Origin of the sequence: Streptomyces sp. NPDC002209 (assembly GCF_042890265.1) — a bacterium.
GTDB lineage: Bacteria > Actinomycetota > Actinomycetes > Streptomycetales > Streptomycetaceae > Streptomyces.
In genome coordinates this window covers 305,407-328,559 of sequence record NZ_JBIARX010000001.1, presented here as the reverse complement: position 1 = coordinate 328,559, position 23,153 = coordinate 305,407, and the positions used below count along the sequence as shown (strand labels likewise).

Annotated in this window: 22 protein-coding genes and 1 riboswitch; of the genes, 10 read left to right on the top strand and 12 right to left on the bottom strand. The window is 73.9% G+C overall.

What is annotated here, in order from left to right; translation table 11 throughout:
- Nucleotides 1-396: 396 nt before the first annotated feature.
- The 3 genes from ACFYXK_RS01545 to thiO all read right to left on the bottom strand — a co-directional run bounded on the left by ACFYXK_RS01545 (nucleotide 397) and on the right by thiO (nucleotide 2,575).
- Nucleotides 397-1,191, bottom strand: a complete 795-nt coding sequence (locus ACFYXK_RS01545; protein WP_389409314.1) for a thiazole synthase — start codon at nucleotides 1,189-1,191, stop codon at nucleotides 397-399.
- Nucleotides 1,192-1,196: 5 nt separating this feature from the next.
- Nucleotides 1,197-1,397, bottom strand: a complete 201-nt coding sequence (thiS, locus tag ACFYXK_RS01540) for a sulfur carrier protein ThiS (protein ID WP_053785183.1) — start codon at nucleotides 1,395-1,397, stop codon at nucleotides 1,197-1,199.
- Nucleotides 1,394-2,575, bottom strand: coding sequence for a glycine oxidase ThiO (gene thiO / locus ACFYXK_RS01535; protein ID WP_389409313.1), 1,182 nt, complete (start codon nucleotides 2,573-2,575; stop codon nucleotides 1,394-1,396). The genes thiS and thiO overlap by 4 nt, the downstream gene beginning before the upstream one ends.
- A riboswitch (TPP riboswitch) is annotated at nucleotides 2,573-2,685 on the bottom strand. (Overlaps the previous gene by 3 nt.)
- Before the next feature lie 102 nt (nucleotides 2,686-2,787).
- Between thiO and ACFYXK_RS01530 the strand changes: the two genes are divergently transcribed.
- The 5 genes from ACFYXK_RS01530 to ACFYXK_RS01510 all read left to right on the top strand — a co-directional run bounded on the left by ACFYXK_RS01530 (nucleotide 2,788) and on the right by ACFYXK_RS01510 (nucleotide 7,324).
- The gene (locus ACFYXK_RS01530; RefSeq protein WP_389409312.1) at nucleotides 2,788-4,008 is read left to right on the top strand and encodes an NAD(P)/FAD-dependent oxidoreductase; all 1,221 of its coding nucleotides are present in this window, start codon (nucleotides 2,788-2,790) and stop codon (nucleotides 4,006-4,008) included.
- A gap of 80 nt (nucleotides 4,009-4,088) precedes the next feature.
- On the top strand, nucleotides 4,089-4,454 hold the full coding sequence (locus ACFYXK_RS01525; protein ID WP_030291860.1) for an Rv2175c family DNA-binding protein: 366 nt from the start codon (nucleotides 4,089-4,091) through the stop codon (nucleotides 4,452-4,454).
- A gap of 173 nt (nucleotides 4,455-4,627) precedes the next feature.
- Nucleotides 4,628-5,278, top strand: coding sequence for a thiamine phosphate synthase (thiE, locus tag ACFYXK_RS01520; protein ID WP_389409311.1), 651 nt, complete (start codon nucleotides 4,628-4,630; stop codon nucleotides 5,276-5,278).
- Nucleotides 5,279-5,398: 120 nt separating this feature from the next.
- Nucleotides 5,399-6,316, top strand: coding sequence for a methylenetetrahydrofolate reductase [NAD(P)H] (gene metF / locus ACFYXK_RS01515; RefSeq protein WP_383508110.1), 918 nt, complete (start codon nucleotides 5,399-5,401; stop codon nucleotides 6,314-6,316).
- Between the two features lie 51 nt (nucleotides 6,317-6,367).
- Entirely contained in the window at nucleotides 6,368-7,324 is a 957-nt protein-coding gene (locus ACFYXK_RS01510; RefSeq protein WP_389409310.1) for a hypothetical protein, read from the top strand.
- 52 nt (nucleotides 7,325-7,376) lie between these two features.
- Here the strand turns inward: ACFYXK_RS01510 and ACFYXK_RS01505 are convergent, their stop codons facing one another.
- The 5 genes from ACFYXK_RS01505 to ACFYXK_RS01485 form a co-directional block, all read right to left on the bottom strand.
- Nucleotides 7,377-8,789: a phytoene desaturase family protein gene (locus ACFYXK_RS01505; protein WP_389409309.1), complete on the bottom strand. Its 1,413-nt coding sequence runs from the start codon at nucleotides 8,787-8,789 to the stop codon at nucleotides 7,377-7,379.
- Nucleotides 8,790-8,822: 33 nt separating this feature from the next.
- The gene (locus ACFYXK_RS01500) at nucleotides 8,823-9,458 is read right to left on the bottom strand and encodes a DUF4126 domain-containing protein (protein WP_389409308.1); all 636 of its coding nucleotides are present in this window, start codon (nucleotides 9,456-9,458) and stop codon (nucleotides 8,823-8,825) included.
- A 138-nt stretch (nucleotides 9,459-9,596) separates the two neighbouring features.
- On the bottom strand, nucleotides 9,597-9,998 hold the full coding sequence (locus ACFYXK_RS01495) for a DUF3040 domain-containing protein (protein ID WP_030156028.1): 402 nt from the start codon (nucleotides 9,996-9,998) through the stop codon (nucleotides 9,597-9,599).
- Nucleotides 9,999-10,306: 308 nt separating this feature from the next.
- Nucleotides 10,307-11,065: a class I SAM-dependent methyltransferase gene (locus ACFYXK_RS01490; protein ID WP_389409307.1), complete on the bottom strand. Its 759-nt coding sequence runs from the start codon at nucleotides 11,063-11,065 to the stop codon at nucleotides 10,307-10,309.
- 88 nt (nucleotides 11,066-11,153) lie between these two features.
- A complete protein-coding gene (locus ACFYXK_RS01485) occupies nucleotides 11,154-11,645 on the bottom strand; it encodes an SAV_6107 family HEPN domain-containing protein (RefSeq protein ID WP_389409306.1) in 492 nt (163 codons plus the stop codon).
- A 195-nt stretch (nucleotides 11,646-11,840) separates the two neighbouring features.
- Here ACFYXK_RS01485 and ACFYXK_RS01480 point away from each other — a divergent pair, with 195 nt between their 5' ends.
- The 3 genes from ACFYXK_RS01480 to ACFYXK_RS01470 are packed head-to-tail and all read left to right on the top strand — an operon-like array spanning nucleotide 11,841 to nucleotide 15,395.
- Nucleotides 11,841-12,677: an ATP-binding cassette domain-containing protein gene (locus ACFYXK_RS01480; protein WP_389409305.1), complete on the top strand. Its 837-nt coding sequence runs from the start codon at nucleotides 11,841-11,843 to the stop codon at nucleotides 12,675-12,677.
- On the top strand, nucleotides 12,649-14,736 hold the full coding sequence (locus ACFYXK_RS01475) for a YhgE/Pip family protein (RefSeq protein ID WP_389409304.1): 2,088 nt from the start codon (nucleotides 12,649-12,651) through the stop codon (nucleotides 14,734-14,736). Before ACFYXK_RS01480 ends, ACFYXK_RS01475 begins: the two co-directional genes overlap by 29 nt.
- Nucleotides 14,737-14,765: 29 nt before the next feature.
- A complete protein-coding gene (locus tag ACFYXK_RS01470; protein ID WP_053785194.1) occupies nucleotides 14,766-15,395 on the top strand; it encodes a TetR/AcrR family transcriptional regulator in 630 nt (209 codons plus the stop codon).
- A gap of 299 nt (nucleotides 15,396-15,694) precedes the next feature.
- Here ACFYXK_RS01470 and ACFYXK_RS01465 read toward each other — a convergent pair whose 3' ends face one another.
- The 4 genes from ACFYXK_RS01465 to ACFYXK_RS01450 form a co-directional block, all read right to left on the bottom strand.
- On the bottom strand, nucleotides 15,695-18,124 hold the full coding sequence (locus ACFYXK_RS01465) for a transglutaminaseTgpA domain-containing protein (protein WP_389409303.1): 2,430 nt from the start codon (nucleotides 18,122-18,124) through the stop codon (nucleotides 15,695-15,697).
- Entirely contained in the window at nucleotides 18,121-19,491 is a 1,371-nt protein-coding gene (locus ACFYXK_RS01460; protein ID WP_389409302.1) for a DUF58 domain-containing protein, read from the bottom strand. Before ACFYXK_RS01460 ends, ACFYXK_RS01465 begins: the two co-directional genes overlap by 4 nt.
- Nucleotides 19,491-20,501: an AAA family ATPase gene (locus tag ACFYXK_RS01455; RefSeq protein ID WP_389409301.1), complete on the bottom strand. Its 1,011-nt coding sequence runs from the start codon at nucleotides 20,499-20,501 to the stop codon at nucleotides 19,491-19,493. The genes ACFYXK_RS01460 and ACFYXK_RS01455 overlap by 1 nt, the downstream gene beginning before the upstream one ends.
- A 135-nt stretch (nucleotides 20,502-20,636) precedes the next feature.
- Nucleotides 20,637-21,188, bottom strand: a complete 552-nt coding sequence (locus ACFYXK_RS01450) for a carbonic anhydrase (protein ID WP_030291882.1) — start codon at nucleotides 21,186-21,188, stop codon at nucleotides 20,637-20,639.
- Nucleotides 21,189-21,529: 341 nt separating this feature from the next.
- On the opposite strand from ACFYXK_RS01450, the gene rsmH reads away from it, so the two are divergent.
- Nucleotides 21,530-22,459, top strand: a complete 930-nt coding sequence (gene rsmH / locus ACFYXK_RS01445; protein WP_389409827.1) for a 16S rRNA (cytosine(1402)-N(4))-methyltransferase RsmH — start codon at nucleotides 21,530-21,532, stop codon at nucleotides 22,457-22,459.
- The gene (locus ACFYXK_RS01440; protein WP_389409300.1) at nucleotides 22,456-23,151 is read left to right on the top strand and encodes a hypothetical protein; all 696 of its coding nucleotides are present in this window, start codon (nucleotides 22,456-22,458) and stop codon (nucleotides 23,149-23,151) included. The genes rsmH and ACFYXK_RS01440 overlap by 4 nt, the downstream gene beginning before the upstream one ends.
- The last annotated feature ends 2 nt before the right edge of the window (nucleotides 23,152-23,153 follow it).

Sequence of the window (23,153 nt, the reverse complement as noted above, 5' to 3'; positions counted from 1 at the left end):
TGCAGGCGCAGCGACCCAGATGCATGGTCAGCCGGCCCGCAGACAGGTCGTCGCTTCCCTGGGGTGCCCGCTTCTGTGGGTCCTGCCCCCCTGACCGTCCTTTGGGGGTTTCCCGGCAGTCCTTGTCTTTCCGGGGCGGGACGGTCTGTCAAGGGTGGCCGGAGGCCATCGCGCAGCGACGCGACGAAGGAGCGCCCTTGACGGGCCGGCACGACACGGAAGGACGATGGGACTGACGGGAAGCCCCCGAACCCTCTCTGATCCGGTCCAGGAGGGTGCGGCTCACCGGCCCGCCGGTCCGCAGACAAGGGGGCGGGTGGGCAGCCGCCGACCCGCCCCGGGGGGGCGAGGGGGAGATGGCGGGCCCGCGCCATGAGCCCCGTACCCCCGCCCCCCTCAGAACGCCGGGCGCTCCGGGTCGAGGGCGGCGCGGCCCTCGGCCGGGGAGGAGGCCTCCGCGAAGCGGCGCTGGGGGATGCGGCCCGCGCGATGGGCCAGCCGGCCCGCCGAAACCGCGTCGCGCATGGCCGCCGCCATCAGGACCGGAGCCTGCGCCCGGGTCACCGCCGAGGCCAGCATCACCGCCGAGCAGCCCAGCTCCATCGCCAGGGCCACGTCCGACGCCGTGCCGGCCCCCGCGTCCAGGATCACCGGAACCCCCGCCCGCTCCGCGATCAGCTCGAAGTTGTGCGGGTTCCGGATGCCCATCCCCGAGCCGATCGGCGACCCCAGCGGCATGATCGCCGCACAGCCCACGTCCTCCAGCTTGCGCGCCAGCACCGGGTCGTCGTTCGTGTACGGGAGGACCGTGAAGCCCTCGTCCACCAGGGTCTCCGCCGCGTCCAGCAGCTCCACGCCGTCCGGCAGCAGGGTCCGCTCGTCGGCCACGACCTCGAGCTTGATCCAGTCGGTGCCCAGCGCCTCCCGCGCGAGGCGGGCCGTCAGCACCGCCTCGCCCGCCGTGAAGCACCCCGCCGTGTTGGGGAGCACGGAGATGCCCAGCTTCGTCAGCACCGACAGGACCGAGCCCTGGACCGTCGGGTCCAGCCGGCGCATCGCCACCGTCGTGAGCTCCGTACCGGACGCGATCAGCGCCCGTTCCAGGACGTCCAGGCTCGGTGCCCCGCCCGTCCCCATGATCAGGCGGGACGAGAAGGTCCGGCCGCCCAGGACGAAAGCGTCGTCCGCCATCGCGCTCAGCCTCCCTGCACGGCGGTGAGGATCTCGACCCGGTCGCCCTCGCCCACCGGCGTGAGCGGCCACTGTCCGCGCGGGACCACCGTCTCGTTGAGTGCGGCCGCGACGCCGGACGGGGCCGCGGTCAGGATGGCGACCACCGCGTCGAGGGTGGTGCCGGCCGCGACCTCGCGCGGCTCGCCGTTGACGGAGATGGTCATGCGTACGACTCCTGACGTGCGGCGCTGAAGCGGCGCGGGGTGAACGGGCGGGCGATCTGCGGGAGCGCGCCGGTGGTGAGCAGCTCCGCCATCACGTCGCCGGTGAGCGGGGTCAGCAGCACCCCGTTGCGGTAGTGCCCGGTGGCCAGGTGCAGGCCGGGCAGTTCGGTCGGGCCGAGCAGCGGGGCGTTGTCCGGGGAGCCGGGCCGCAGTCCCGCCCGGGTCTCGGTCAACGGCAGTTCGGTGATGCCGGGCACCAACTCGTGCGCGTCCCGCAGGAGTTCGTACACACCGCCCGCGGTGACCGTGGTGTCCCAGCCGAGTTCCTCGCTGGTGGCTCCGATGACGAGCTCGCCGTTCTCGCGCGGCACCAGGTACACGTGGCTGCCGCGGACGACCGCCCGTACCGTCCGCGACAGGAACGGCGCGTACGCCTCGGGCACCGCGAGCCGCAGCACCTGCCCCTTGACCGGCCGTACGGGAGGCAGCACGTCCGCCGGTACGCCGGCCAGCCGGCCGCTGAGCGAGCCCGCGGCCAGCACCACCTGGTCGGCGCGCAGCTCCGTACCGTCGTCGAGCAGTGCGCCGACGGCCCGGTCGGCGGTGGTGAGCAGCCGCTCCGCGTTCGCCCGGCGGATCTCCACGCCGGCGCCCTCGCAGGCGGCCAGCAGGGCGGCCGCCAGCCGGCGCGGGTCGACCTGGTGGTCGCCGTCCACGCGCAGGCCGCCGCGTACGCCCGGGGCCAGCATCGGCTCCAGGCGGCGGCACTCGCGGCCGGTGAGCCACTCGGACTCCAGGCCGCAGCGCCGCTGCAGGGCGTGCAGCTCGCGCAGGTGGAGCCGGTCGTCGGCGTCGAGGGCCACGGAGAGCGTGCCGCAGGCGCGGTAGCCGATGTCCATCCCGCCGCTGGCCTCGGCCAGCTCCGCGGTGAACTCCGGGTAGCGGCCGGCGGAGGCGAGATTGAGACCCAGCAGGGTCTCCTCGCCGTAGTGCAGCTCGGTGACGGCGGCGAGCATGCCGGCCGCGACCTGCGCGGCGCCGCCGCCGGGCTGCGGATCGGCGAGCGCGGTCCGCAGCCCGCGCCGGGCCGCCCGCCAGGCGGTGACCAGGCCGATGATCCCGCCCCCGATGACGAGGACGTCGGATCCTCCGGCGGATCCCTTCCGAGATGAGTGCATGGGCGTCCAGCCCCTCCCTTCGCCGGCATGACCCGGATCAGGTTCGTACGGTCGGAGGCCGTCCAGCCTCCCTCTCAGCCCGGTGCGCCCGGACTCCCGCGATAGGTACGACGGCCAGACTAACCCCGGCGCCGGGGCCGGGTAAGGCTGCCTCCCCGGCCGCTTCCCGGGCGCCGCCCCTGACGAAGCGTCAGATCGCTAGGCTGGGCGGTGTGAGCGAGCAGACGGAACAGACACAGAGCGGCGTCGTCATCGTCGGCGCCGGAATGGCCGGGGTGCAGACCGCGGTCGCGCTGCGGGAGCAGGGCTGGAGCGGCCCCGTGACCCTGCTGGGCGCCGAGCCCCACCAGCCCTACGACCGGCCACCGCTGTCCAAGGCGGTGCTGCTCGGCAAGGCCGAGGACTCCGCCTTCGACGTGGACTTCGAGGGGCTGGGCATCGAGCTCCGGCTCGGGGTGGAGGTCACCGGGCTGCGGGCCGCCGAGCGCGAGCTGGACACCGAGGCGGGACCGGTCCCGTACGAGGTGCTCGTACTGGCGACCGGCGCCGAACCGCTGACCCTGCCCGGGTCCGAGGGCGTCCCGGGCGTGCACCTGCTGCGCACCCTGGACGACGCGGCGCGGCTGCGCCCGGTGCTGGCCCGGGCGCCGGCGACCGTGGTCGTCGGGGCGGGCTGGATCGGCGCCGAGTTCGCCACCGCGGCGCGCGAGGCGGGCTGCGCGGTGACCGTCGTCGAGGCGGCGGACCGGGTGCTGGCCGGGGCGCTGCCGCCGGATGTCGCGGCCCCCATGGCTCGCTGGTACGAGGAGGCCGGGGCCGCCCTGCTGACCGGCGCCAAGGTGGCCTCGGTGGAGTCCGGGCGGGTCCTGCTGGCGGACGGCCGGGAGCTGCCGGCCGGCGCGGTGGTCGTGGGCATCGGGGCCCGGCCGGCGACCCGGTGGCTGGCGGACTCGGGGGTCGGGCTCGGCCCGGACGGCTCGGTCACGGCCGACGCGTACCTGCGGACCTCCCTGCCCGGGGTGTACGCGGTCGGCGACTGCGCGTCGTTCCCGTCGGCGCGCTACGGGGCGCGGCTGCTGGTGCACCACTGGGACAACGCCCTGCAAGGGCCGCGCGTCGTCGCGGCGAACATCGTGGCGGGGGCCCCGGTGCAGGTCTACGACCCGGTGCCGTACTTCTGGTCGGAGCAGTTCGGGCGCTTCGTGCAGTACGCGGGGCACCACGCGGAGGCGGACGAGGTGATGTGGCGCGGGGATCCCGCCGAGGCGGCGTGGTCGGTGTGCTGGCTCCGGGCCGGAGCGCTGGTCGCGGTCCTGGCGGTGGGCCGGCCGAGGGATCTGGCCCAGGGCCGGAAACTGATCGAGACGGGCGCCCCCGTGGACCCCGCCAAGGTCCGCGACCCCGCGACCCCGCTGAAATCGGCCCTGGTCTAGGACACTCCTGGCAGGGCCCGCAGACCCGGACGGGTCGGCTCGGGTACCGGGTGTCGGTCCGAGGTGGCAGGCTTGTGCTCGTGACCGAGATTGACGCAAAGATCGATGCCCTTGTCCCCGCCTGGCTGTACCTCCCCGACATCGCGGAGATGCTCGACATCGAAGTGACCCGGGTCCGCCAGCTGGTCAAGGAAGGTCAGCTGATCGCCGTACGCCGCGGTGAGAACCGCGCGCTGCAGGTGCCCGCCGCCTTCATCGACGGCGACAAGACCGTCAAGGGCCTCGCGGGCCTGCTGACCGTGCTCCGCGACGACGGCTTCTCCGACGAGGAGATGCTGGAGTGGCTGTTCACCGCCGACCCGACCCTGCCCGGCACCCCCGTCCAGGCGCTGAGCGAGAATCGCGGCACGGAGGTGAAGCGCCGCGCTCAGGCGCTCGCCCTCTGAACCGAGCGACCCGAGCCGCCTGATCCATCCGCGGTGGGCGGGGCCCGGGCGGGCCCGGCCCCCCCCCCCCCCCCGGGGGCCCCCGCGCCCCCCGCCCCCCCCCCCCCCCCCCCCCCCGGGGCCCCCCCCCGCGGGGCCGCCCCCCCCCCCCGCTTCCACCCCGGGGGGTACCCATGTCCGCGAACGCCCAGCTGTCCGACGCCCGGCTCTACCTGTGCACGGACGCCCGCAAGCGGCAGGGGGACCTCCCCGAGTTCCTCGACGCGGTCCTGGCCGGGGGCGTGGACATCGTCCAGCTCCGCGACAAGGGCATGGAGGCCGGCGAGGAGCTCGAGCACCTCCAGGTGTTCGCCGAGGCCGCCCGCCGGCACGGCAGGCTCCTCGCGGTGAACGACCGCGCCGACGTCGCCCACGCCATCGGCTCCGACGTCCTGCACCTGGGCCAGGGCGACATCCCCGTGCCCGCCGCCCGTGCGATCCTCGGCGGCGGCGTGCTCATCGGCCGGTCCTGCCACGCCGAGTCCGAGGTCGACGCCGCCGTCGCCGAGCCGGGCGTGGACTACTTCTGCACCGGCCCCTGCTGGCCCACCCCCACCAAGCCCGGCCGGTACGCCCCCGGCCTCGGGCTGGTCCGCTACACGGCCTCGCTGGCGCAGACCCGGCCCTGGTTCGCCATCGGCGGCATCGACGCCGGCAACCTCGACGAGGTCCTCGACGCCGGAGCCACCCGCATCGTGGTCGTCCGCGCCCTGACCGAGGCCTCCGACCCGGGTGCGGCCGCCGCGGATCTGGCCAAGCGGGTCCGGGAGCGCGTCCCCGCGTAGCCGTCGGCGCGCAGGCGGATGCCGTACGTGTCGACGAACGCGTCCGTAGAGGTGTCCAAAAACGTGTCCAAAAGGCGGACACGGCTTCGGTGACCGCGAAGCCGCGTCTAACCTGCCCGTATGGCTCTTGGTACCGCTTCCACCCGTACGGACCGTGCACGCACGGTCCGTGACCTGCTGGCGTCCGGGAGCCCGTCGTACTCCTTCGAGTTCTGGGCCCCCAAGACGGAGAAGGGCGAGCGCAACCTCTGGAACGCGCTGCGCCGGATCGAGGCGGTGGGCCCGAGCTTCGTCTCGGTGACCTACGGGGCCGGCGGCTCCACCCGTGGCGGCACCGTCAAGGCCACCCAGCAGATCGCCGCCGACACCACCCTGACCCCCGTCGCGCACCTCACCGCGGTCGACCACTCCATCGCCGAGCTGCGCCACGTGATCGGCCAGTTCGCCGACGCCGGCATCCGCAACATGCTCGCCCTGCGCGGCGACCCGCCGGGCGACCCCATGGGTCCCTGGGTCGCGCACCCCGAGGGCGTCCACTACGCCGCCGACCTGGTCCGGCTGCTCAAGGAGTCCGGCGACTTCTGCGTGGGCGTCGCGGCCTTCCCCGACATGCACCCGCGCTCGGAGGACTGGGACACGGACATCCGTCACTTCGTGGACAAGTGCCGCGCGGGCGCCGACTATGCGATCACCCAGATGTTCTTCGATCCGGAGAATTATCTGCGGCTGCGCGACAGCGCCGAAAAGGCGGGCTGCGAGACCCCGATCATCCCCGAGGTCATGCCTGTTGTGGGCATCAAGCAGCTCGACCGGTTGCCACAACTCAGCAACGCAGTCTTCCCCGCAGCCGTGAAAGAGCGCATGCTCGCCGTCAAGGACGATCCGGCCGCTGTACGCTCCATGGGGATCGAGTTCGCCACGGAGTTCTGCGCGCGGCTGCTGTCCGAGGGTGTCCCGGGGCTGCACTTCATCACGCTGAACAATTCCACGGCGACTCTCGAGATCTACGAGAACCTGGGCCTGCACCAGCGGGCCTGATCGGCCGGCCCCCCTTTCCCGGGCGGTGGGCCGTACCGAGAGGTGCCACGCATGGGAATGACGGTCCTCTACATCGCGTTCGGTTTCGTCGCGCTGTGGCTGCTTGCCGAGGTCCTGATGCAGTACAAGGCCCGGCTGCGCTGGCGCCTGCTCGCGTTCGCCGGTTTCCTCGGAGTGGTCGCCGGAGTCGTGCTGCCGTCGGTGCTCGTCATCGGCATCGGCGCGGCCGCGTTCGCCGTGGGCCAGACCTTGGTGACGCTCTCCTTCCGCAAGGGCTTCGAGGCCGGCTGGGCGCTGCGCCGGGGCGGCGAGCCCGTACGGCAGAACCGGCGGCGCCGGGCGGGCGGTCCGCGTCCCGAGCCCGCGCTCCAGGTGACCGCGCTGGAGTACGGGTCCGACGCGGAGGCCGTGGACGCCGACGGCGCCGATGCGTCCGACGTGTCTCGCAAGGAGCGGCCGGAGCCGCAGTTCCAGGCCGCGACCGAGGAGTTCTACAGCCCGGAGCCGCTGCCCGAGGACACCGGGTCGTACGGGATACAGAGCTTCGCTCCCACCGCCGACGCGGGGCAGACGGCGGCGTTCGCCTCACCGTTCTCCACGGCCGAGCAGGACGCCCACCAGTACGCGCCCTACTACGACGCGCAGGCCTACGAGCCGCAGCCCCAGGGCGGCTACGACTACTCCGCGGGCTACCCGGCGGGCGGCGAACAGCAGGTGTACGCCGCCTACTCGGACCCGTACATCGGCACCGGCGGGGCCGTCATCCCGCAACAGCCGTACGACTACACCCCGTACGCCGGCTACTCCGCCGACCCGTACGCGAGCGCGGGCGGGCAGCAGCAGTACTCCATGGACACCCCGCCGGGCGGGGTGTGGGTGCCGCAGCAGCGGTCCACCGACGGGGCCGCCGCCGGCTACCCGGGGGACGAACAGCAGCCGTACCCGCAGCAACAGCCGCAGGAGTACCCGTACCAGGGCTCCGGCGAGTACGAGCAGTACCGCTACTGAGCCGTGAAGCAGGGCGAGCGCCCCCGGGGTCCGTTCCCCGGGGGCGTCCGTGTCACTGGGAGCCGCGGAACTCCGCGCCCTCCACGATGAGTCCGGCCACCAGGGCCCCGGTCATCCCCGCGTGCGCCAGCCCGCCGCCGGGATGCGCCCAGCCGCCCGCGAGGAACAGCCCCGGCAGGGCCGTGGTGTTGGCGGGGTAGAGCATCCGGCCGCCCGCTCCGGCGAGGGCGGGCGGCGGCACCGCGCCGCCCAGCGCGCCGGTGTCCGCCTCGATGTCCGCGGGCGTACGCGTCTGCGTCCACAGCAGCCGCTCGCGCAGCCGGGGCACGGCCCGGGCGGCCAGGTCCAGCAGCTCCTCCACGCGCGGCGCAGAGGCGCCCTCAGGGCCGCAGACGGCGCTCACGGTGACGGCCTCGTGGTCCGCGTCGGGCCGGACGGCCGGGTCGTCGGGGCGCAGCACCGTCAGCTGGGCGGCGGGGGAGTGGACCAGGGTGCGGTGGACGGCGTCCGCGGGGCGGGCCCCGCGCAGCGCGAGCAGCACGGTCAGCCGCCCGGCCACCCCCGGCCCGCGGGCCGGGGCGCCGCCGGCCGGCAGCGGGGCCCCCAGCTGCCGCGGGTCGACCCCGCAGACCACGAGGTCGGCGGCGGCCTCGGCGCCGTCGGCCAGCAGCAGTCCGGCCGCCCGGCCGTCCCGCTCCAGGACCTCCCGCACCGGCGCATCGAAGACGAAGGCGACCTTCCGCTCGCGGCAGCGCTCGTACACGGCGGCTGCCAGCTCCCGCATCCCGCCGCGCACGTACCAGCTGCCGAAGGTCTGCTCCATGTACGGGAGCACGGCCGCCGAGGCGGGCGCGGTGGCGGGGTCGATCCCGTACGCCCGCACCCGGGCGGCCAGCAGCTCGCCGAGTTCCCCGCCCAGCTCGCGCCCGGCCACCTCGGCGAGGGTCGGCGGGCGGCGCCGCAGCAGGCCGCTGCCCCGCAGCGCGGGGTACGGATCGCGGCCCAGCACCTGCCAGTCGGGGCGCAGGGGCTCTTCCAGCAGGGGGCGGCGGGTGGCGTTCCAGGCGTCCCGGGCCCGGCCCAGGACCCCGTTCCAGCGCTCGCCCGCGCCCGCGCCGAAGGCCTGGTCGAGGACGGCGGCGGCGCCGCCGCGCGAGCCGCCCGGGAGGGTGACGGCCGTCCCGTCGGCCAGGACATGGCGGACGGCCGGGTCGACCTGGACGAGCTCGACGCAGTCCTCCAGGGGCCGCTTGCCGGTCTTGACGAACAGGTCGCGGTAGACGGCGGGCAGGTGCAGCAGCCCGGGCCCGGTGTCGAAGACGAAACCGTCGCGCTCGCAGCGGCCGACGGAGCCGCCGTACGTGGACCCGCGCTCGTACACCGTCACCTGGTGCCCTGCCACGGCCAGCCGGGCCGCCGTAGCCATCGCGCCCATGCCGGCGCCGATCACCGCAATTCGTGCCATGCCGATGACCTTATCGAGCGGGATCGCGGGAGGTCAGCGGGGTGGCACCGCGGCCCGCACGGCCGCCTCGCGCTCCTCGGCGGCGAGCCGCTTCTCCTCGCGGCGCTGGGCCCGGCGGCGCAGGAAACGGCGGATGCGGGTCCACAGGAACACGAGTATGGCCAGACCGGCGGCCAGCAGGACGGCCGCGATGATCGCGGCGGCCTCGGGGTTGAATATGGCGAACGTGACGATGCCCGCCACGCCCAGGTCCTCGGCGGTGCTCAGCGCGATGTTGCTGAACGGCTCCGGCGAGGTGTTGACGGCCATGCGGGTGCCGGCCTTGACGAAATGGCTGGCCAGCGCGGTGGAACCGCCGATCGCGCCGGCGGCGATGTCGGAGAGCGAGCCGCTCTGGCCGGCCAGCAGAGCGCCGACCACCGCCCCGGCCACCGGGCGGATCACGGTGTGCACCGTGTCCCAGACCGAGTCCACGTACGGGATCTTGTCCGCGACGGCCTCGCAGAGGAACAGCACACCGGCGACGATGAGCACGTCGGTGCGCTGGAGGGACTCGGGGACCTCGTCGGTCAGTCCCGTCGCGCCGAAGATGCCGAGCAGGAGGACCACGGCGTAGGCGTTGATCCCGCTGGCCCAGCCGCTGGTGAAGACCAGGGGGAGCACACTCACCGGGTCATCATGCCGCAGGATCGCGCCGAGGCAAGGGGCGATCGGGAACTCAGGCCGATCGCGCGGACCTGCGGGACAGAGCGGTGAGGGGACGGCCGCCGTGCGGCGGCCGTCCCCTCACCCGTGTCTGCGGGGGGCCTACTGCCCCTGCTCGTCGCGGCGGCGCTGCCACCGCTCCTCGATGCGGGTCATCATCGACCGACGCTGTCGGTTGCGGCCGTGGGCCGAACCGCCTGCACTGCCGGAGACGGGCTGCTCGCCAGGCTTGGGTGCCTTGCGCCAACCGGTGACCACGAGGACCGTACAGCCGAGCATGACGAGGAATCCCACCACGCTGACCCAGAGTACGTTCGGAATGATCACACCGGTCATGAGGAGCGCGATACCCACCACAATGCCTGCGACTGCCTGGTAGACCCGTCGCCGGGTGTACGTACGCAGTCCGCTTCCCTCAAGCGCTGTCGCGAACTTGGGATCTTCGGCGTACAGCGCTCGCTCCATCTGCTCGAGCATTCGCTGCTCGTGCTCCGAGAGCGGCACGGGAGTCCTCCTCATCCGTCGGTCGCGGGGGGTAGCGACCAGGGGTCCCCTTCAGGATAGGCGGGGAATCGCCCCCGTGATACCCGCCCTTTGCGCAAGGTGCCAAAATCACGGCCCGGAGAAGGCGCCGCCCGAATGGGCGTTGCCCGAGCTGAACCTGCGCGAAACCGTACCGCCGGGTGGGCGGTCACTGAGGCGCTTATTCCCCATCGGCCCGTCCACCATGCCGGTCACTGCCCACGATCATACGGCGCCGATCGCCGGATCGGAGGGTGTCCGGCGTACTCCGTGAGCGGAAGCTCCGCAGATCAGGCGTGCTTCTCGCCAAGCACGTGCAGCTGCGTCGCGACCGCGTGGAAGGCCGGCAGCTCGGCGGCCGCCTCCTCCAGGCGCAGCAGCGCCTCGACCGCGCCCGGCTCGGTGTCCACCAGGACGCCGGGGACGAGGTCGGCGAAGACGCGGACCCCGTGGACCGAGCCGACCTCCAGGCCGGCCCCGCCGACCAGCTCGGTGAGCTGCTCGGCGGTGAAGCGGCGCGGTACCGGGTCGCCCGCGCCCCAGCGGCCGGCCGGGTCGGTGAGCGCCGTGCGGGCCTCGGTGAAGTGGCCGGCGAGGGCGCGGGCCAGCACGGCCCCGCCGAGGCCGGCGCCCAGCAGGCTGAGCGTGCCGCCGGAGCGCAGGGCGGCGACCGCGTTGGCCACGCCCTCGGCCGGGTCGTCCACGTACTCGAGCACGCCGTGGCAGAGCACCACGTCGTACGCGTCGCGCTCGACGACGTCCAGCAGGCCCTGGGCATCGCCCTGCACCCCGCGCACCAGGTCGGCGACACCGGCCTCGGCGACGCGGCGCTCCAGCCCGAACAGCGCGTTCGGGCTGGGGTCGACCACGGTCACCCGGTGGCCCAGCCGGGCCACCGGCACGGCGAACTTGCCGGTGCCGCCGCCGGTGTCCAGCACGTCCAGCACATCCCGCCCGGTCGCCTTCACCCGGCGGTCGAGCGCCTCCTTGAGGACCTCCCACACCACGGCGGTGCGGAGAGAGGCACGGGGGCGGGAAGTGTCCGACACGGCTGATGGCTCCTCGGCGCGACAAGGGTGAGAGATGCGAACCCCACCCTATTGCCTGGAGCATGCCCCGCCGGTCACCCCGGCCAGCTCAGCCCGCGTCCGCAGGCTCCGGACGCCCGGGGCGGGGCTGGGGCAGTGTCGGGGCCACCGGCTGGAGGGCGAGCATCCGCTCCACCAGCCGCAGGAACATCGCCACGGCACGCACCAGATCGTCCGCGTCGCGGACCGACGCCGCATCCCGTATCCCCGCCTCGGCCCGCGCCCGGCGCTCGGCGCCGGAGGCGAACAGCGCGCTCCACTCCGTCAGCTCCGGTGCTATCTCCGGCAGTACCTCCCACGCGCTGCGGATCCGGGGCCGGCGCCGCGCGCCGACCGGCTCGGGCCGCCCGCGCGCGGCGAGCACGGCCGCGGCGGTGCGCAGCGCTGCGAGGTGGGCGGTGGCGTACCGCTCGTTGGGCCGGGTCAGCCGGGCGGCCTCGGCCAGGCCGGCGCGGGCCTTGGCGAGCAGATCGAGCGCGGCCGGCGGCGCTGCCGACCTGCGCGGGACGGGGTGGACAGGGGACGGGGACGGTGTGGCCATGACGAACCTCCTGTCGTTGCGTACTGCTGTGTCTGTGTTTGTGCCTGCATCCATCGTGACGGCCGCCACTGACAATCGCGCTGACCTGCTGTTTTGCCCCCTCTGTCCGGTCAACTGCCCCCCTGTGCGCATGTGGTGCACCCAAAGGTGCTAGTTTTTGAACTGACCGGTCAGTTCAAAAGAAGGGGGGACGGCGTGGACAGCCCGCACGGTGCGGCCGTCAAAGCCGAGAACTTCGGACTCAAGGGCCCGCGCGGCTGGGTGTTCCGGGGGGTGGGCCTCGACGCGGAGCCCGGCTCGCTCATCGCGGTCGAAGGCCCCTCCGGCAGTGGCCGGACCTGCCTCCTCCTCGCCCTCACCGGACGCATGAAGGCCACCGAGGGCCACGCCGAGATCGCCGGCCACCGACTGCCGAAGCACCTGACCGCGGTCCGCCGGATCGCCGCCCTCGGCCCGGTCACCGGGGTCAACGAGCTCGACCAGTCCCTCACCGTCGCCGAGCAGCTGCGCGAGGGCGCACTGCTCCAGCGCCGCTACGAGGGTCCCGTGCGCGCCCTGCTCCGCCCGCGCGGCGAGCGCCGCGCCGGGACGCAGGCCCGCATCGACGCCGCCCTGGCCGCCGCCGGGCTGGACCTCGCCATGCTGCCCAAGGGCCCGCGCACCTGCGTACGGGACCTGGAGCGCCTGGAGGCGGTCCGGCTGTCCGTGGCCATCGCCCTGCTGGGCTCGCCGCGGCTGCTGGCCCTCGACGACCTGGACCTCAAGCTCTCGGACGCCGAACGCGCCGCGGCCTGGACCCTGCTCCGCTCGATCGCCGCCCGCGGGACCACCGTCCTCGCGGTGTGCAGCGACGCGCCGGACGGCGTGACGGTCCTGCGCACGGCAGCCGCGCAGGCCGGCCCCGCGGCTGGACCCGGGGCGAGGCCGACGGCCAAGGCCGAGGCCGAGACCGACAAGACCGAGACGACCGACGTCACCGACGACGACACGAAGGGGGCGGACGATGCGCTCGCCGAAGCTCGCCGCGCTTGAGCTGAAACGGTTCGGGCGGGGGAAGCTGCCCGTGGCCGCTCTCATCGCGCTGCTCCTGCTGCCGCTGCTGTACGGCGCGCTGTACCTGTGCTCCTTCTGGGACCCGTACAAGAACCTCGACAAGGTGCCCGTCGCCCTCGTCAACGCCGACAAGGGCGCCACCGTCGACGGCAAGCACCTCGACGCCGGCGGTGAGATCGCCAGGAAGCTCCACGACAGCAAGACCTTCGACTGGCGCGAGGTCAGCGCCGAAGAGGCGGCCGAGGGAGTGGAGAAGGGGACGTACTACCTCTCCCTCACCATGCCCGCCGACTTCAGCACGAAGATCACCTCCAGCGCGGGCGACGACCCCACCACCGGCGCCCTGCAGGTCCGTACGAACGACGCGAACAACTACATCGTCGGGTCGATCTCGCGCACCGTCTTCTCCGAGGTCCGCTCCGCCGCGTCCACCAACGCCTCCCGCGGCTTCCTCGACAAGATCTTCGTCTCCTTCTCCGACCTCCACGACAAGACCGCCGAGGCCGCCGACGGCGCCGACAAGCTCAAGGACGGCGCGAACAAGGCCCAGCAGGGCGCCAAGGAGATCGCCGACGGCCTCGACACGGTCGCGGAGAAGAACGGCGAGCTGACCGGCGGGCTGACGAAGCTCAACACGGCCGCCGGCAAGCTGGAGACCGGCACGAAGGACATCGCCGCCGGAACCCAGCAGGTCGCGGACAAGATCAACGGCACCGCCTCCCAGGTCCGCCCCTACCTGGACAACCCCAAGCAGCTCGCCGACACCGCGCTGCTCGTCGCGGACACCGCCCGGGTCGTCAACAACCACCTCGAAACCTTCAGCAAGAAGGCCCCCGCCGCGGCCAAGGTCAGCAAGCAGGCCGCCGCCCTGGCCGCCGACACCTACACCCGCACCTGCACGGGCGCTGCCGCCAAGCCCCTGCCGGTCACCTGCGCCGACATGAAGAAGCTGAAGGACGCCACCGCCGAGGCCGCCCAGCTCACCGGCGACGTCGACACCCTGGTCAAGGACTCGGGCGGCGATCTGGCCGACCTGCGCCAGCAGCTCACCGACCTGGAGAAGCAGGCCCGCAAGCTCGCCGCGGGCGCCCCCGGCCTGGCCGGCAAGCTCGACCAGGCCGTCGCCGACGTCGGGGCCCTCAACACCGGCGCCCACAAGGTCGCCACCGGCATGGCCCAGCTGCACACCGGCCTCGGCACCGCCGCCGACGGCTCCGGCGCCCTCGGCGAGGGCGTCGGCAAGCTCGGCGACGGAGCCCACCGCCTCGACGGCGGCATGTACAAGCTCGTCGACGGCACCGGCGAACTCGCCGGCGGCCTGCACGAAGGCGTCGGCAAGATCCCGGACTACGACCAGCAGCAGCGCGACGCCCGCACCCAGGTGATGGCCGACCCGGTGAAGCTCGCCAACCAGTCCCTGCACAAGGCGCCCAACTACGGCACCGGCTTCGCGCCGTACTTCATCCCGCTCTCCCTCTGGGTCGGCGCGATGGTCGCCTACATGCTCATCGCACCGCTGAACCGGCGCGCCCTGGCCGCCGGTGCCTCGCCCTGGCGGATCGCGTTCGCCGGCTGGCTGCCCGTGGTGGGCATCGGCGTCGTGCAGGTCCTCGCGCTGATGTCCGTACTGCACTGGGGGCTCGGCCTGGAGCTGGCACACCCCGCGCTCGCGATCGGCTTCCTGGCGCTGGCCACCGCCTGCTTCGCGGCGATGGTCCAGTGGCTCAACGCGAAGTTCGGGGCGGCCGGGCGGATCCTGGTCCTCGTCGTGCTGATGCTGCAGCTGACCTCGGCGGGCGGTACCTACCCCGTCGAGACCAGCCCCGCCTTCTTCAACTGGATCCACCCGTACCTGCCGATGACGTACATCGTCGAGGGGCTGCGCCGCCTCATCTCCGGGGGCGACCTCACCCGCGTCTGGGTGGGCTGCGCCGTCCTGGTGGCCTTCACGGCGGGCTCCCTGCTCCTCACCTCGCTCGCCGCCCGCGGCAAGCAGGTGTGGACGATGGACCGGCTGCACCCGGAACTGAGCCTGTAGAGATCGGTTGACCTGTGAGAATCAGCGCCATGGACACCAGCAGCACCGGTACCGGCGGCGGCGGCCGCCGACAGGCGACGCGCCAGAAGCTCTACGAGGCGGCCGTCACGCTCATCGCCGAGCAGGGATTCTCCGCGACCACGGTCGACGAGATCGCCGAGCGGGCGGGAGTCGCGAAGGGCACCGTCTACTACAACTTCGCGAGCAAGAACGAACTCTTCGAGGAGCTGCTGCGCCACGGCGTCGGCCTGCTGACGGCCTCGCTGCGCACCGCGGCGGAGGAGACGGAACAGCGGGGCGGCAGCCGGGTCGAGGCGCTCGACGCGATGATCCGGGCCGGCCTCGTCTTCATCGACCGCTACCCGGCCTTCACCCAGCTGTACGTCGCCGAACTGTGGCGGACGAACCGGGCGTGGCAGTCCACGCTGATGGTGGTCCGGCAGGAGGCGGTGGCCGTCGTGGAGACGGTGCTGCGGGAGGGCGTGGAGCGGGGGGAGCTCAGCGCGGAGATCGACGTGCCGCTGACGGCCGCCGCGATGGTGGGCATGGTGCTGGTGGCCGCGCTGGACTGGCAGTCGTTCCAGAGCGAGCGGTCCCTGGACGACGTGCACTCGGCGCTGTCGCTGCTGCTGCGGGGCCGGGTCAGCGGGAACCGCTGAGAGGCTGCGTCATGACCCCCGATCGGCGGTGCCGCGGGTCGGCGGGACGGCGTAGAACTGGTGGCGCCACCGCCGTCTGAGTACGTGTACCTAGGTGCGGAAATGAGTACGCGGGCGGATGGGCCCCCACCTGCGCGGACGCCAGACTGGGGACAACGGACGGGGACCCGGTCCGGACCGCCGACACGGGGCGGCCGGTGCGGGCCGGGTACCTTCGCCGTCAGCGGGGGCGCAACGCAGCGCGGCGGGGCTCGGGGGGATCGAGCCTCGCCGCGCTGTCGCCGTTGCGGGCCACCGCCTCAGCTTCGCCCGCGCAGGGGCAGGCGGGAGAGGAGGGCCGAGGCCCGGGTCAGCGGGGGAGCGACGCGCGCCTTCAACGACGACCAGCGGGCCGACGCCGACCAGCGCAGGCGCACCGCCGAGCGGGGCAGGAGCAGCGCGCGCAGGCGTGACCCGCGGCTCACCGAGCCGAGGAGGGCCGCCCGGGCGAGCAGGACGTCCGCCGCCAGGGTCTCGTACGAGACCTCCGCGCCGGGCGGGGCGTACAGCGCCCGCTCCACCGCTCCCGCAACCCGGTGCACCGCATCCGCGGCGTCCTGCTCCAGCCGCCCCAGCACCACCACACGGCCTGCCGCCCGCCGCGGCGACAGGGCCTCGTCCGGGGCGATGCCCACGTCCCACGCCGCGTCACCCAGCTCCTCCCAGGCCGCCAGGACCGCCCCGCCCGACAGGCGGCGTGCGCGGACCCGCCTGCGCCACAGCAGGGGGAGCAGGGGGAGGGCCAGTACGGCCAGCAGGGACAGGGTCCACGTCAGAACGGTGGCCGGCGACGGACCGCCGCCGCCCGAACCCGCGTCGTGCTGCGCCGCCGCAGCCCCGCACTCGCCCAGCTTCTTCAGCTCCGGCGGGCAGTCCTCGGCCTTCGACGGCGCCGCCGACGGCTGCGTCGCGCCCTGCGAGGGCAGCGGCGCCGGCGCGGACGGCCGGGCCGCCGGGACATCGGCCCGGGAGTAGTCCGGGATCGTGATGCCCTGGCGCGGCGTCGGCTCGAACCGGGTCCAGCCCACGCCCTCGAAGTACAGCTCGGGCCACGCGTGCGCGTCCCGCATCGACACGTTCACGCTGCCGTCCGACTGCTTCTCGCCGGGCGTGAAGCCCACCGCGACCCGCGCCGGGATCCCGAGCGAGCGCGACATCGCCGCCATCGAGAACGCGAAGTGGATGCAGAACCCCTCCTTGTCCGCGAGGAACCGGGCGATGGCCTGCGGCCCCGTACCCGAGGCCACCTTCGTGTCGTAGCGGAAGCCACCGTTCACGGCGAAGTAGTCCTGCAGCTTCACCGCCCGCGTGTAGTCGTCCTTCGAACCCTTCGTGACCTGGCGGGCCGTGTCGGCGACCACGGCGGGCAGATTGTCCGGAAGCTTCGTGTACTCGGCCTTGACCGCCGGATTCGCCTCCGGCGCCGCCTGGAGTTCCACCGCCGTCGGCCGCAGCAGCAGGCTGCGCACCGTGTACATGGCGCCCTGGACGTTCTGGAACTTGTCCTTGCCCAGCTGGTCACCGACCAGGGTCCGGCCGGCCGGCTCGAACCGCCACTTGCCGGGGATGTCCACGCCCGTCGCCGGGTACGGCATCGGCAGGTAGCGCTGCGCGTACGTGTCCGCCGCCGAGATGCTCGTCCGCACCTCGGTCCCGGTCGCCCGGACCTGCTCGCTCAGCCCCGGCGGGGCCGGCAGCCGCTCCGGTACGTCGGTCAGGGCGCGCGCGGAGGCCTCCCACTTGACGCCGTTGAACTCGTCCAGCGCCAGGATCCGCAGGTACTGCTCGCCGAGCTGCGGGCTGTCCGTGCGGTACTTCAGCACGACCCGGTTGTCCTGCGCGTTCAGGCTGCCCTGCAGGGAGACCAGCGGGTTGACCGCCGAGATCGTCCCGCCGACGCCGGTGCCGCCGCCCTCGGCCTCGCCCTGCGCGCCCAGCAGCCCGCCGCCGAGCGCCGGCAGCGCCGCCGGCACCGCCAGCGCGATCCCCAGCGCCACCGCGCCGATCCGCCGCCCCGTGCGCACGGGGGCCAGCGCCTGGCCGGCGCCCGCGCCGCCGTACCCGGAGGCCGCCGACACCCGCCCGCTCGGGGCCGCGCCGAAGACCCGGCCCCACTGGGCGAGCCGGTCGCGGCCCTCGGACAGCAGCAGCAACAGGTAGCCGCCGCCGGCCAGCAGGAACGAGACCGCGGAGGCCCCGCCGCCGCCGGAGAGACCCGCGGCGACCGAGTACAGCGCCAGCAGCGGCAGCCCGGCCGCGGCAGCGGTCCGCAGGGTCACCGCCAGCAGGTCCACCAGCAGCCCGATCAGCAGCACCCCGGCCAGCAGGAGCAGCCGGATGCCGTCCGTCAGCGGCGCCGGGATCGCGAACTCGCCGACGTCCTGCACGCCCCGGCGGAACAGGGCGCCGAAGTCGGTCACCAGGTAGGCCATCGGCCCGGTCCCGGTGGATTCGCCCTTGCCCGCGAACAGGAACATGAGCACCAGCAGCGACACCAGGGCCTGCGAGGCCACGGTCAGCGTGCGCCCCAGCGGCACCCGCCGGACCCCGGCCCCCACCCCGCTCTGCACGGCCAGCAGCACCGCTGCCTGCAGCAGCCAGCCCGCCGAGTCCACCAGCGAGGCCAGCGACCACGAGGTGAGCAGGGTCGCCAGCATCGCGAAGAGCGTCACGCGCGCCCGCCCGCTCATCCCCAACCTCCGGAAGTTCCCGTGCCGAGCGGAGCGTTCCCGGCCTGCCGCCACAGCTCCCCGAACGCCACCCCGGGCGGTGCGGCGAGCGCCGTCCAGCCCGCGTCGCGCAGCCTGCCCACCCGCGCCTCCACGCGCGAGGGCCGCCCCGACCAGAGCGCGGAGTCCAGTACGAAGGCCACCGCGCCGCCGCAGCGCACGCGCATCTTGGCCGCCAGTTCCGTCTGTACGTCGTCCAGGTCGCCGAAGAAGGCGATGAGCAGCCCGTCACCGCCGGCTCCGGCGAAGCCGCCGCCCCCACCGCCGTTGCCGCCGCTGCGCACCGCGTCGTACGCGCGCGAGAGGCCGGCGCCGTCGGAGTGCCCGACGACCGCGAGGGTGTCCATCATCAGCCCGGCGGCCTCCGCGGACTCCTGCCCGCCGGAGGAGAAGCCGCTGCCGTCGCCGGGCACCGAGGTCCCGGTGTCCGTCAGCAGCCGTACCGAGAACCCCTGCTCGAGCAGGTGCACCAGGGACGAGGCCGCCCCGGACACCGCCCACTCGAACGCGGAGTCCGGTCCGGCGCCCTCGAATGCGATGCCGCGGGTGTCCAGCAGGACCGTGGCCCTGCTGCGCTGCGGCTGCTCCTCGCGGCGCACCATCAGCTCGCCGTAGCGGGCGGTGGAGCGCCAGTGCACCCGGCGCAGGTCGTCGCCGCGCCGGTAGCCGCGCGGGATCACGTCGTCGTCGCCGGCCAGCGCCAGGGAGCGGCGGCTGCCGTCGCCGTAGCCGGACGTCTCGCCGGTCAGCCGGACCGGGGGCAGCACCTCGGTGCGGGGGATGACGGTGAGCGTGTCGTACGTGCTGAACGAGCGGGTCAGCTCGACCAGGCCGAAGGGGTCGGTCAGCCGCAGCTGGAGCGGGCCCAGCGGATAGCGGCCGCGCAGGTCGGAGCGGACCCGGTAGGACACCTCGCGGCGCCCGCCGGGCTCGACCCGGTCCAGGACGAAGCGGGGCCGGGGGCCGAGTACGTACGGCACCCGGTCCTGGAGCATGAGCAGCCCGGTGGGCAGCCGGGAGACGTTCTCCATGCGCAGCTGGACCCGCGCCTCGGAACCCGCGGGCACCCGCATCGGGGTCAGCCGGCGGCTGCCGGAGACCCGGTGGCGGGTGCGGTGCAGGGCGAGGACGCAGACCAGCGGCAGCACGGCGAGCAGCAGCCCGACCCGGAGCAGTTCGCCCTGGCCGAGTACGTACGCGCACAGGGCGGCGGCGACTCCGGCGGCCAGGAACGACCGGCCGCGGGTGGTCAGCCCCGCCAGCGAGGCGCGCAGCCCGCCGGCGCCCCGGCCTTCGCCGCCGGCGCCGCGCGGGGCACCGGCGCTCATCAGAAGCCCCGGATGCCCGCGCCGGGCGGCATCTCGCCGCGGGCGTGCGCGGCGGGGACGGGGGTGCGCTGGAGGATGTCGTGGACGACCTGCTCGGCGGTGCGCCGGTTGAGCTGGGCCTGCGCGGTGGGCAGCAGCCGGTGCGCGAGGACGGGGGCGGCCAGCGCCTGCACGTCGTCGGGCAGCACGTACTCCCGGCCGGACAGGGCGGCCGAGGCCTTGACGGCGCGCAGCAGGTGGAGCGTGGCACGGGGCGAGGCGCCCAGGCGCAGGTCCGGGTGGCTGCGCGTGGCGGAGACCAGGTCGACGACGTAGCGCCGGACGGGCTCGGCGACGTACACCTCGCGCACGGCCTCTATGAGCTTGACGATGTCGTGGGCGTGCGCGACGGACTGGAGGTCGTCGAGCGGGGAGATCCCGCCGTGCACGTCGAGCATCTGGAGCTCGGCCTCGGCGCTCGGGTAGCCGACGGAGACGCGGGCCATGAAGCGGTCGCGCTGTGCCTCGGGGAGGGGGTAGGTGCCCTCCATCTCCACCGGGTTCTGGGTGGCGACCACCATGAACGGGCTCGGCAGCGTGTACGTCGTGCCGTCGATGGTGACCTGGCGTTCTTCCATCGACTCCAGCAGCGCGGACTGCGTCTTCGGCGAGGCGCGGTTGATCTCGTCGCCGATGACGATCTGCGCGAAGATCGCGCCCGGCTTGAACTCGAACTCGCGGCGCTGCTGGTCGTAGATGCTGACACCGGTGATGTCGGAGGGCAGCAGGTCCGGAGTGAACTGGATGCGCTGCACCGAGCAGTCGATGGACTTCGCGAGCGTCTTGGCGAGCATGGTCTTGCCCACGCCCGGGACGTCCTCGATCAGCAGGTGCCCCTCGGCGAGCAGCACGGTCAGTGCGATGCGTACGACCTCGGGCTTGCCCTCGATCACGCTCTCGACCGAGCGGCGCACCCGCTCCGCGGTGCTCGTCAGATCCGCGAGGCTCGCTCGGTCGTCATACGTCGTCACCTGGTTCTCCTCGGCCCTTTCTGCAGGGCCGACGCCCTCGGCGCACTCCGGCCCACCCCGACACGGACGCCGACCCGGACGGTTTTCCGGGTGGCGTCTTCCCGCATTCTTGACGGCGTTGTGGCCTTGTGTCACTCACGAGGCGGGATCGATCTCCCTCAGGAGTCCGGTGTGCACGTCGAAGACGAAGCCTCGCACATCGTCGCGGTGGGGCAGGAACGGGTTCGTCCGGACCCGCTGCATGGACTGGCGGACGTCCTGGTCCACGTCGCGGAAGGCCTCGACGGCCCAGGCGGGGCGCTGGCCGACCTCGTCCTCGAGCTCGTGCCGGAAGTCCTCGGTCAGGCTTTCGAGACCGCAGCCGGTGTGGTGGATGAGTATCACCGTGCGGGTGCCGAGGGCGCGCTGGCTGATGGTGAGGGACCGGATGGTGTCGTCGGTGACCACGCCGCCCGCGTTGCGGATGGTGTGGCAGTCGCCGAGCTCGAGGCCGAGGGCCTTGTGCAGGTCGAGGCGGGCGTCCATGCAGGCCACGACGGCCACGTGCAGGACGGGGCGGGCGTCCATGCCGGGATCGGTGAATTCCGCGGCGTACTCCCGGTTCGCCGCGACCAGCCGGTCCGTGACGGAGCCGCCGCTGGATGCCTGGGGGGTGGTCTCTGCGGGCAGGGATGCGGAAGTCGTCATGCATACGACGTTAGTGGTCACGGCGGGTAAAGGCATGGAGTGAGGGTGGACAAAGAAGGTCAACCGACCTTGTTGTGAGCTAACCCACAGGAGTGAGGTGAGGGGGGCTATTCGGGTGGTTCGCGGCATTTGCGGGTTCCGTGCGAGAGGGGTGCACGGCGCGCGGGGCGGTTCGTTGACCGCGGCGACCGTTGCACTAAAGTGACGCGAACCGGCCGGAGCCCGGCCCTGACCGGCCGCCCGGCCCCCTGGTAACACTCCGCGTGCGCGGCGCGGCGTATGCCTGCCGCGCCGTTATCTGAGAGGGCGCTTTGACTAGCGAGTCCCGACATGTCCCGGTGATGCTCCAGCGGTGCCTGGACCTGTTGGCCCCGGCGCTGGAGAGGCCCGGGGCCGTCGTCGTCGACTGCACCCTCGGCCTCGGCGGCCACAGCGAGGCCCTGCTGACCCGGTTCCCCGAGGCGCACCTGATCGGCCTCGACCGCGACAAGGAGGCCCTGCGGCTCTCCGGCGAACGCCTCGCGCCCTTCGGCGACCGGGCCACCCTGGTCCACGCGATCTACGCCGACCTCGCGGAGGTGCTCGACGGCCTGGGCATCCCGGCCGTCCAGGGCATCCTCTTCGACCTGGGCGTCTCCTCCATGCAGCTGGACGAGGCCGACCGAGGGTTCGCGTACGCGCAGGACGCGCCGCTGGACATGCGGATGGACCAGACGACCGGCATCAGCGCGGCGGAGGTCCTCAACACCTACGCGCCCGGCGAGCTGGTGCGGATCCTGCGCCAGTACGGCGAGGAGAAGCAGGCCAAGCGGATCGTGTCGGCGATCGTGCGCGAGCGGGAGAAGGAGCCCTTCGCCAACAGCGCGCGGCTGGTCGAGCTGATCCGGGACGCGCTGCCGCAGGCGGCGAAGCGGACGGGCGGCAACCCGGCCAAGCGGACCTTCCAGGCGCTGCGGATCGAGGTCAACGGCGAGCTGTCGGGTCTGGAGCGGGCGATCCCGGCCGCGGTGGACCGGATCGCGGTGGGCGGCCGGATCGCGGTGCTGTCGTACCACTCGCTGGAGGACCGGCTCGTCAAGCAGGTCTTCGCGGCGGGCGCCGCCTCGACGGCCCCGCCCGGGCTGCCGGTGGTCCCGGAGAAGTACCAGCCCAAGCTGAAGCTGCTCACCCGTGGCGCGGAGCTGCCCACGGAGGAGGAGATCGCCGAGAACCGGCGGGCCGCTCCGGCCCGCTTCCGCGGAGTCGAGCGCATCCGGGAGGCGAGGCTGTGAGCAGAGCCGGGGGACTGGGGCGGCTGCGCGGCGGCTCCCCGGGGCAGGCGGCGCGGACGCCGTTCGTCCTGCTGGTGGTGGCGCTGCTCGCGGGCGGGCTGATCAGCCTGCTGCTCTTGAACTCGGCGCTCAACCAGGGCTCCTTCCAGCTGAGCAAGCTGAAGAAGGAGACCACCGCGCTCACGGACGAGGAACAGGCGCTGCAGCGGGACGTGGACGGGTACTCGGCGCCGGACGCGTTGCAGCGGCGGGCGCACGAGCTGGGCCTGGTCCCCGGCGGCAGCCCGGTCTTCATCGGCCCGGACGGCAAGGTCACGGGGACGGCGGCGGCCGCGGAGGCCCCGGCCCCGACCCAGTCCGCCGCCCCGGGTTCCACCCCCGCCGCGGCTCCGGGCGGCGCCCCCGGCTCCGCCCAGCCCACCGCCCCGGGCGCCGCCGCAGGCTCCGCTCCGGGTGGTGCCCCGGCCGGCGCTCCGCCCGGCGGCGCAGGCTCCGCCCAGGCCGGCGCGCAGGGCTCTGCCCCGGGCGGCGCGCAGGGCTCTGCCCCGGGCGGCGCCCCGGGTTCCGCCCAGCCGGGCGGCCCGGCGGGCGCACCGGGCTCCGCCCCGGGCGGCGGCCCGGCGGGCGCACCGCAGACCGGCCAGTCCGTGCCGGGCGGAGCCCCTCAGTCCAACCCGACCCCCGGAAGGTGACG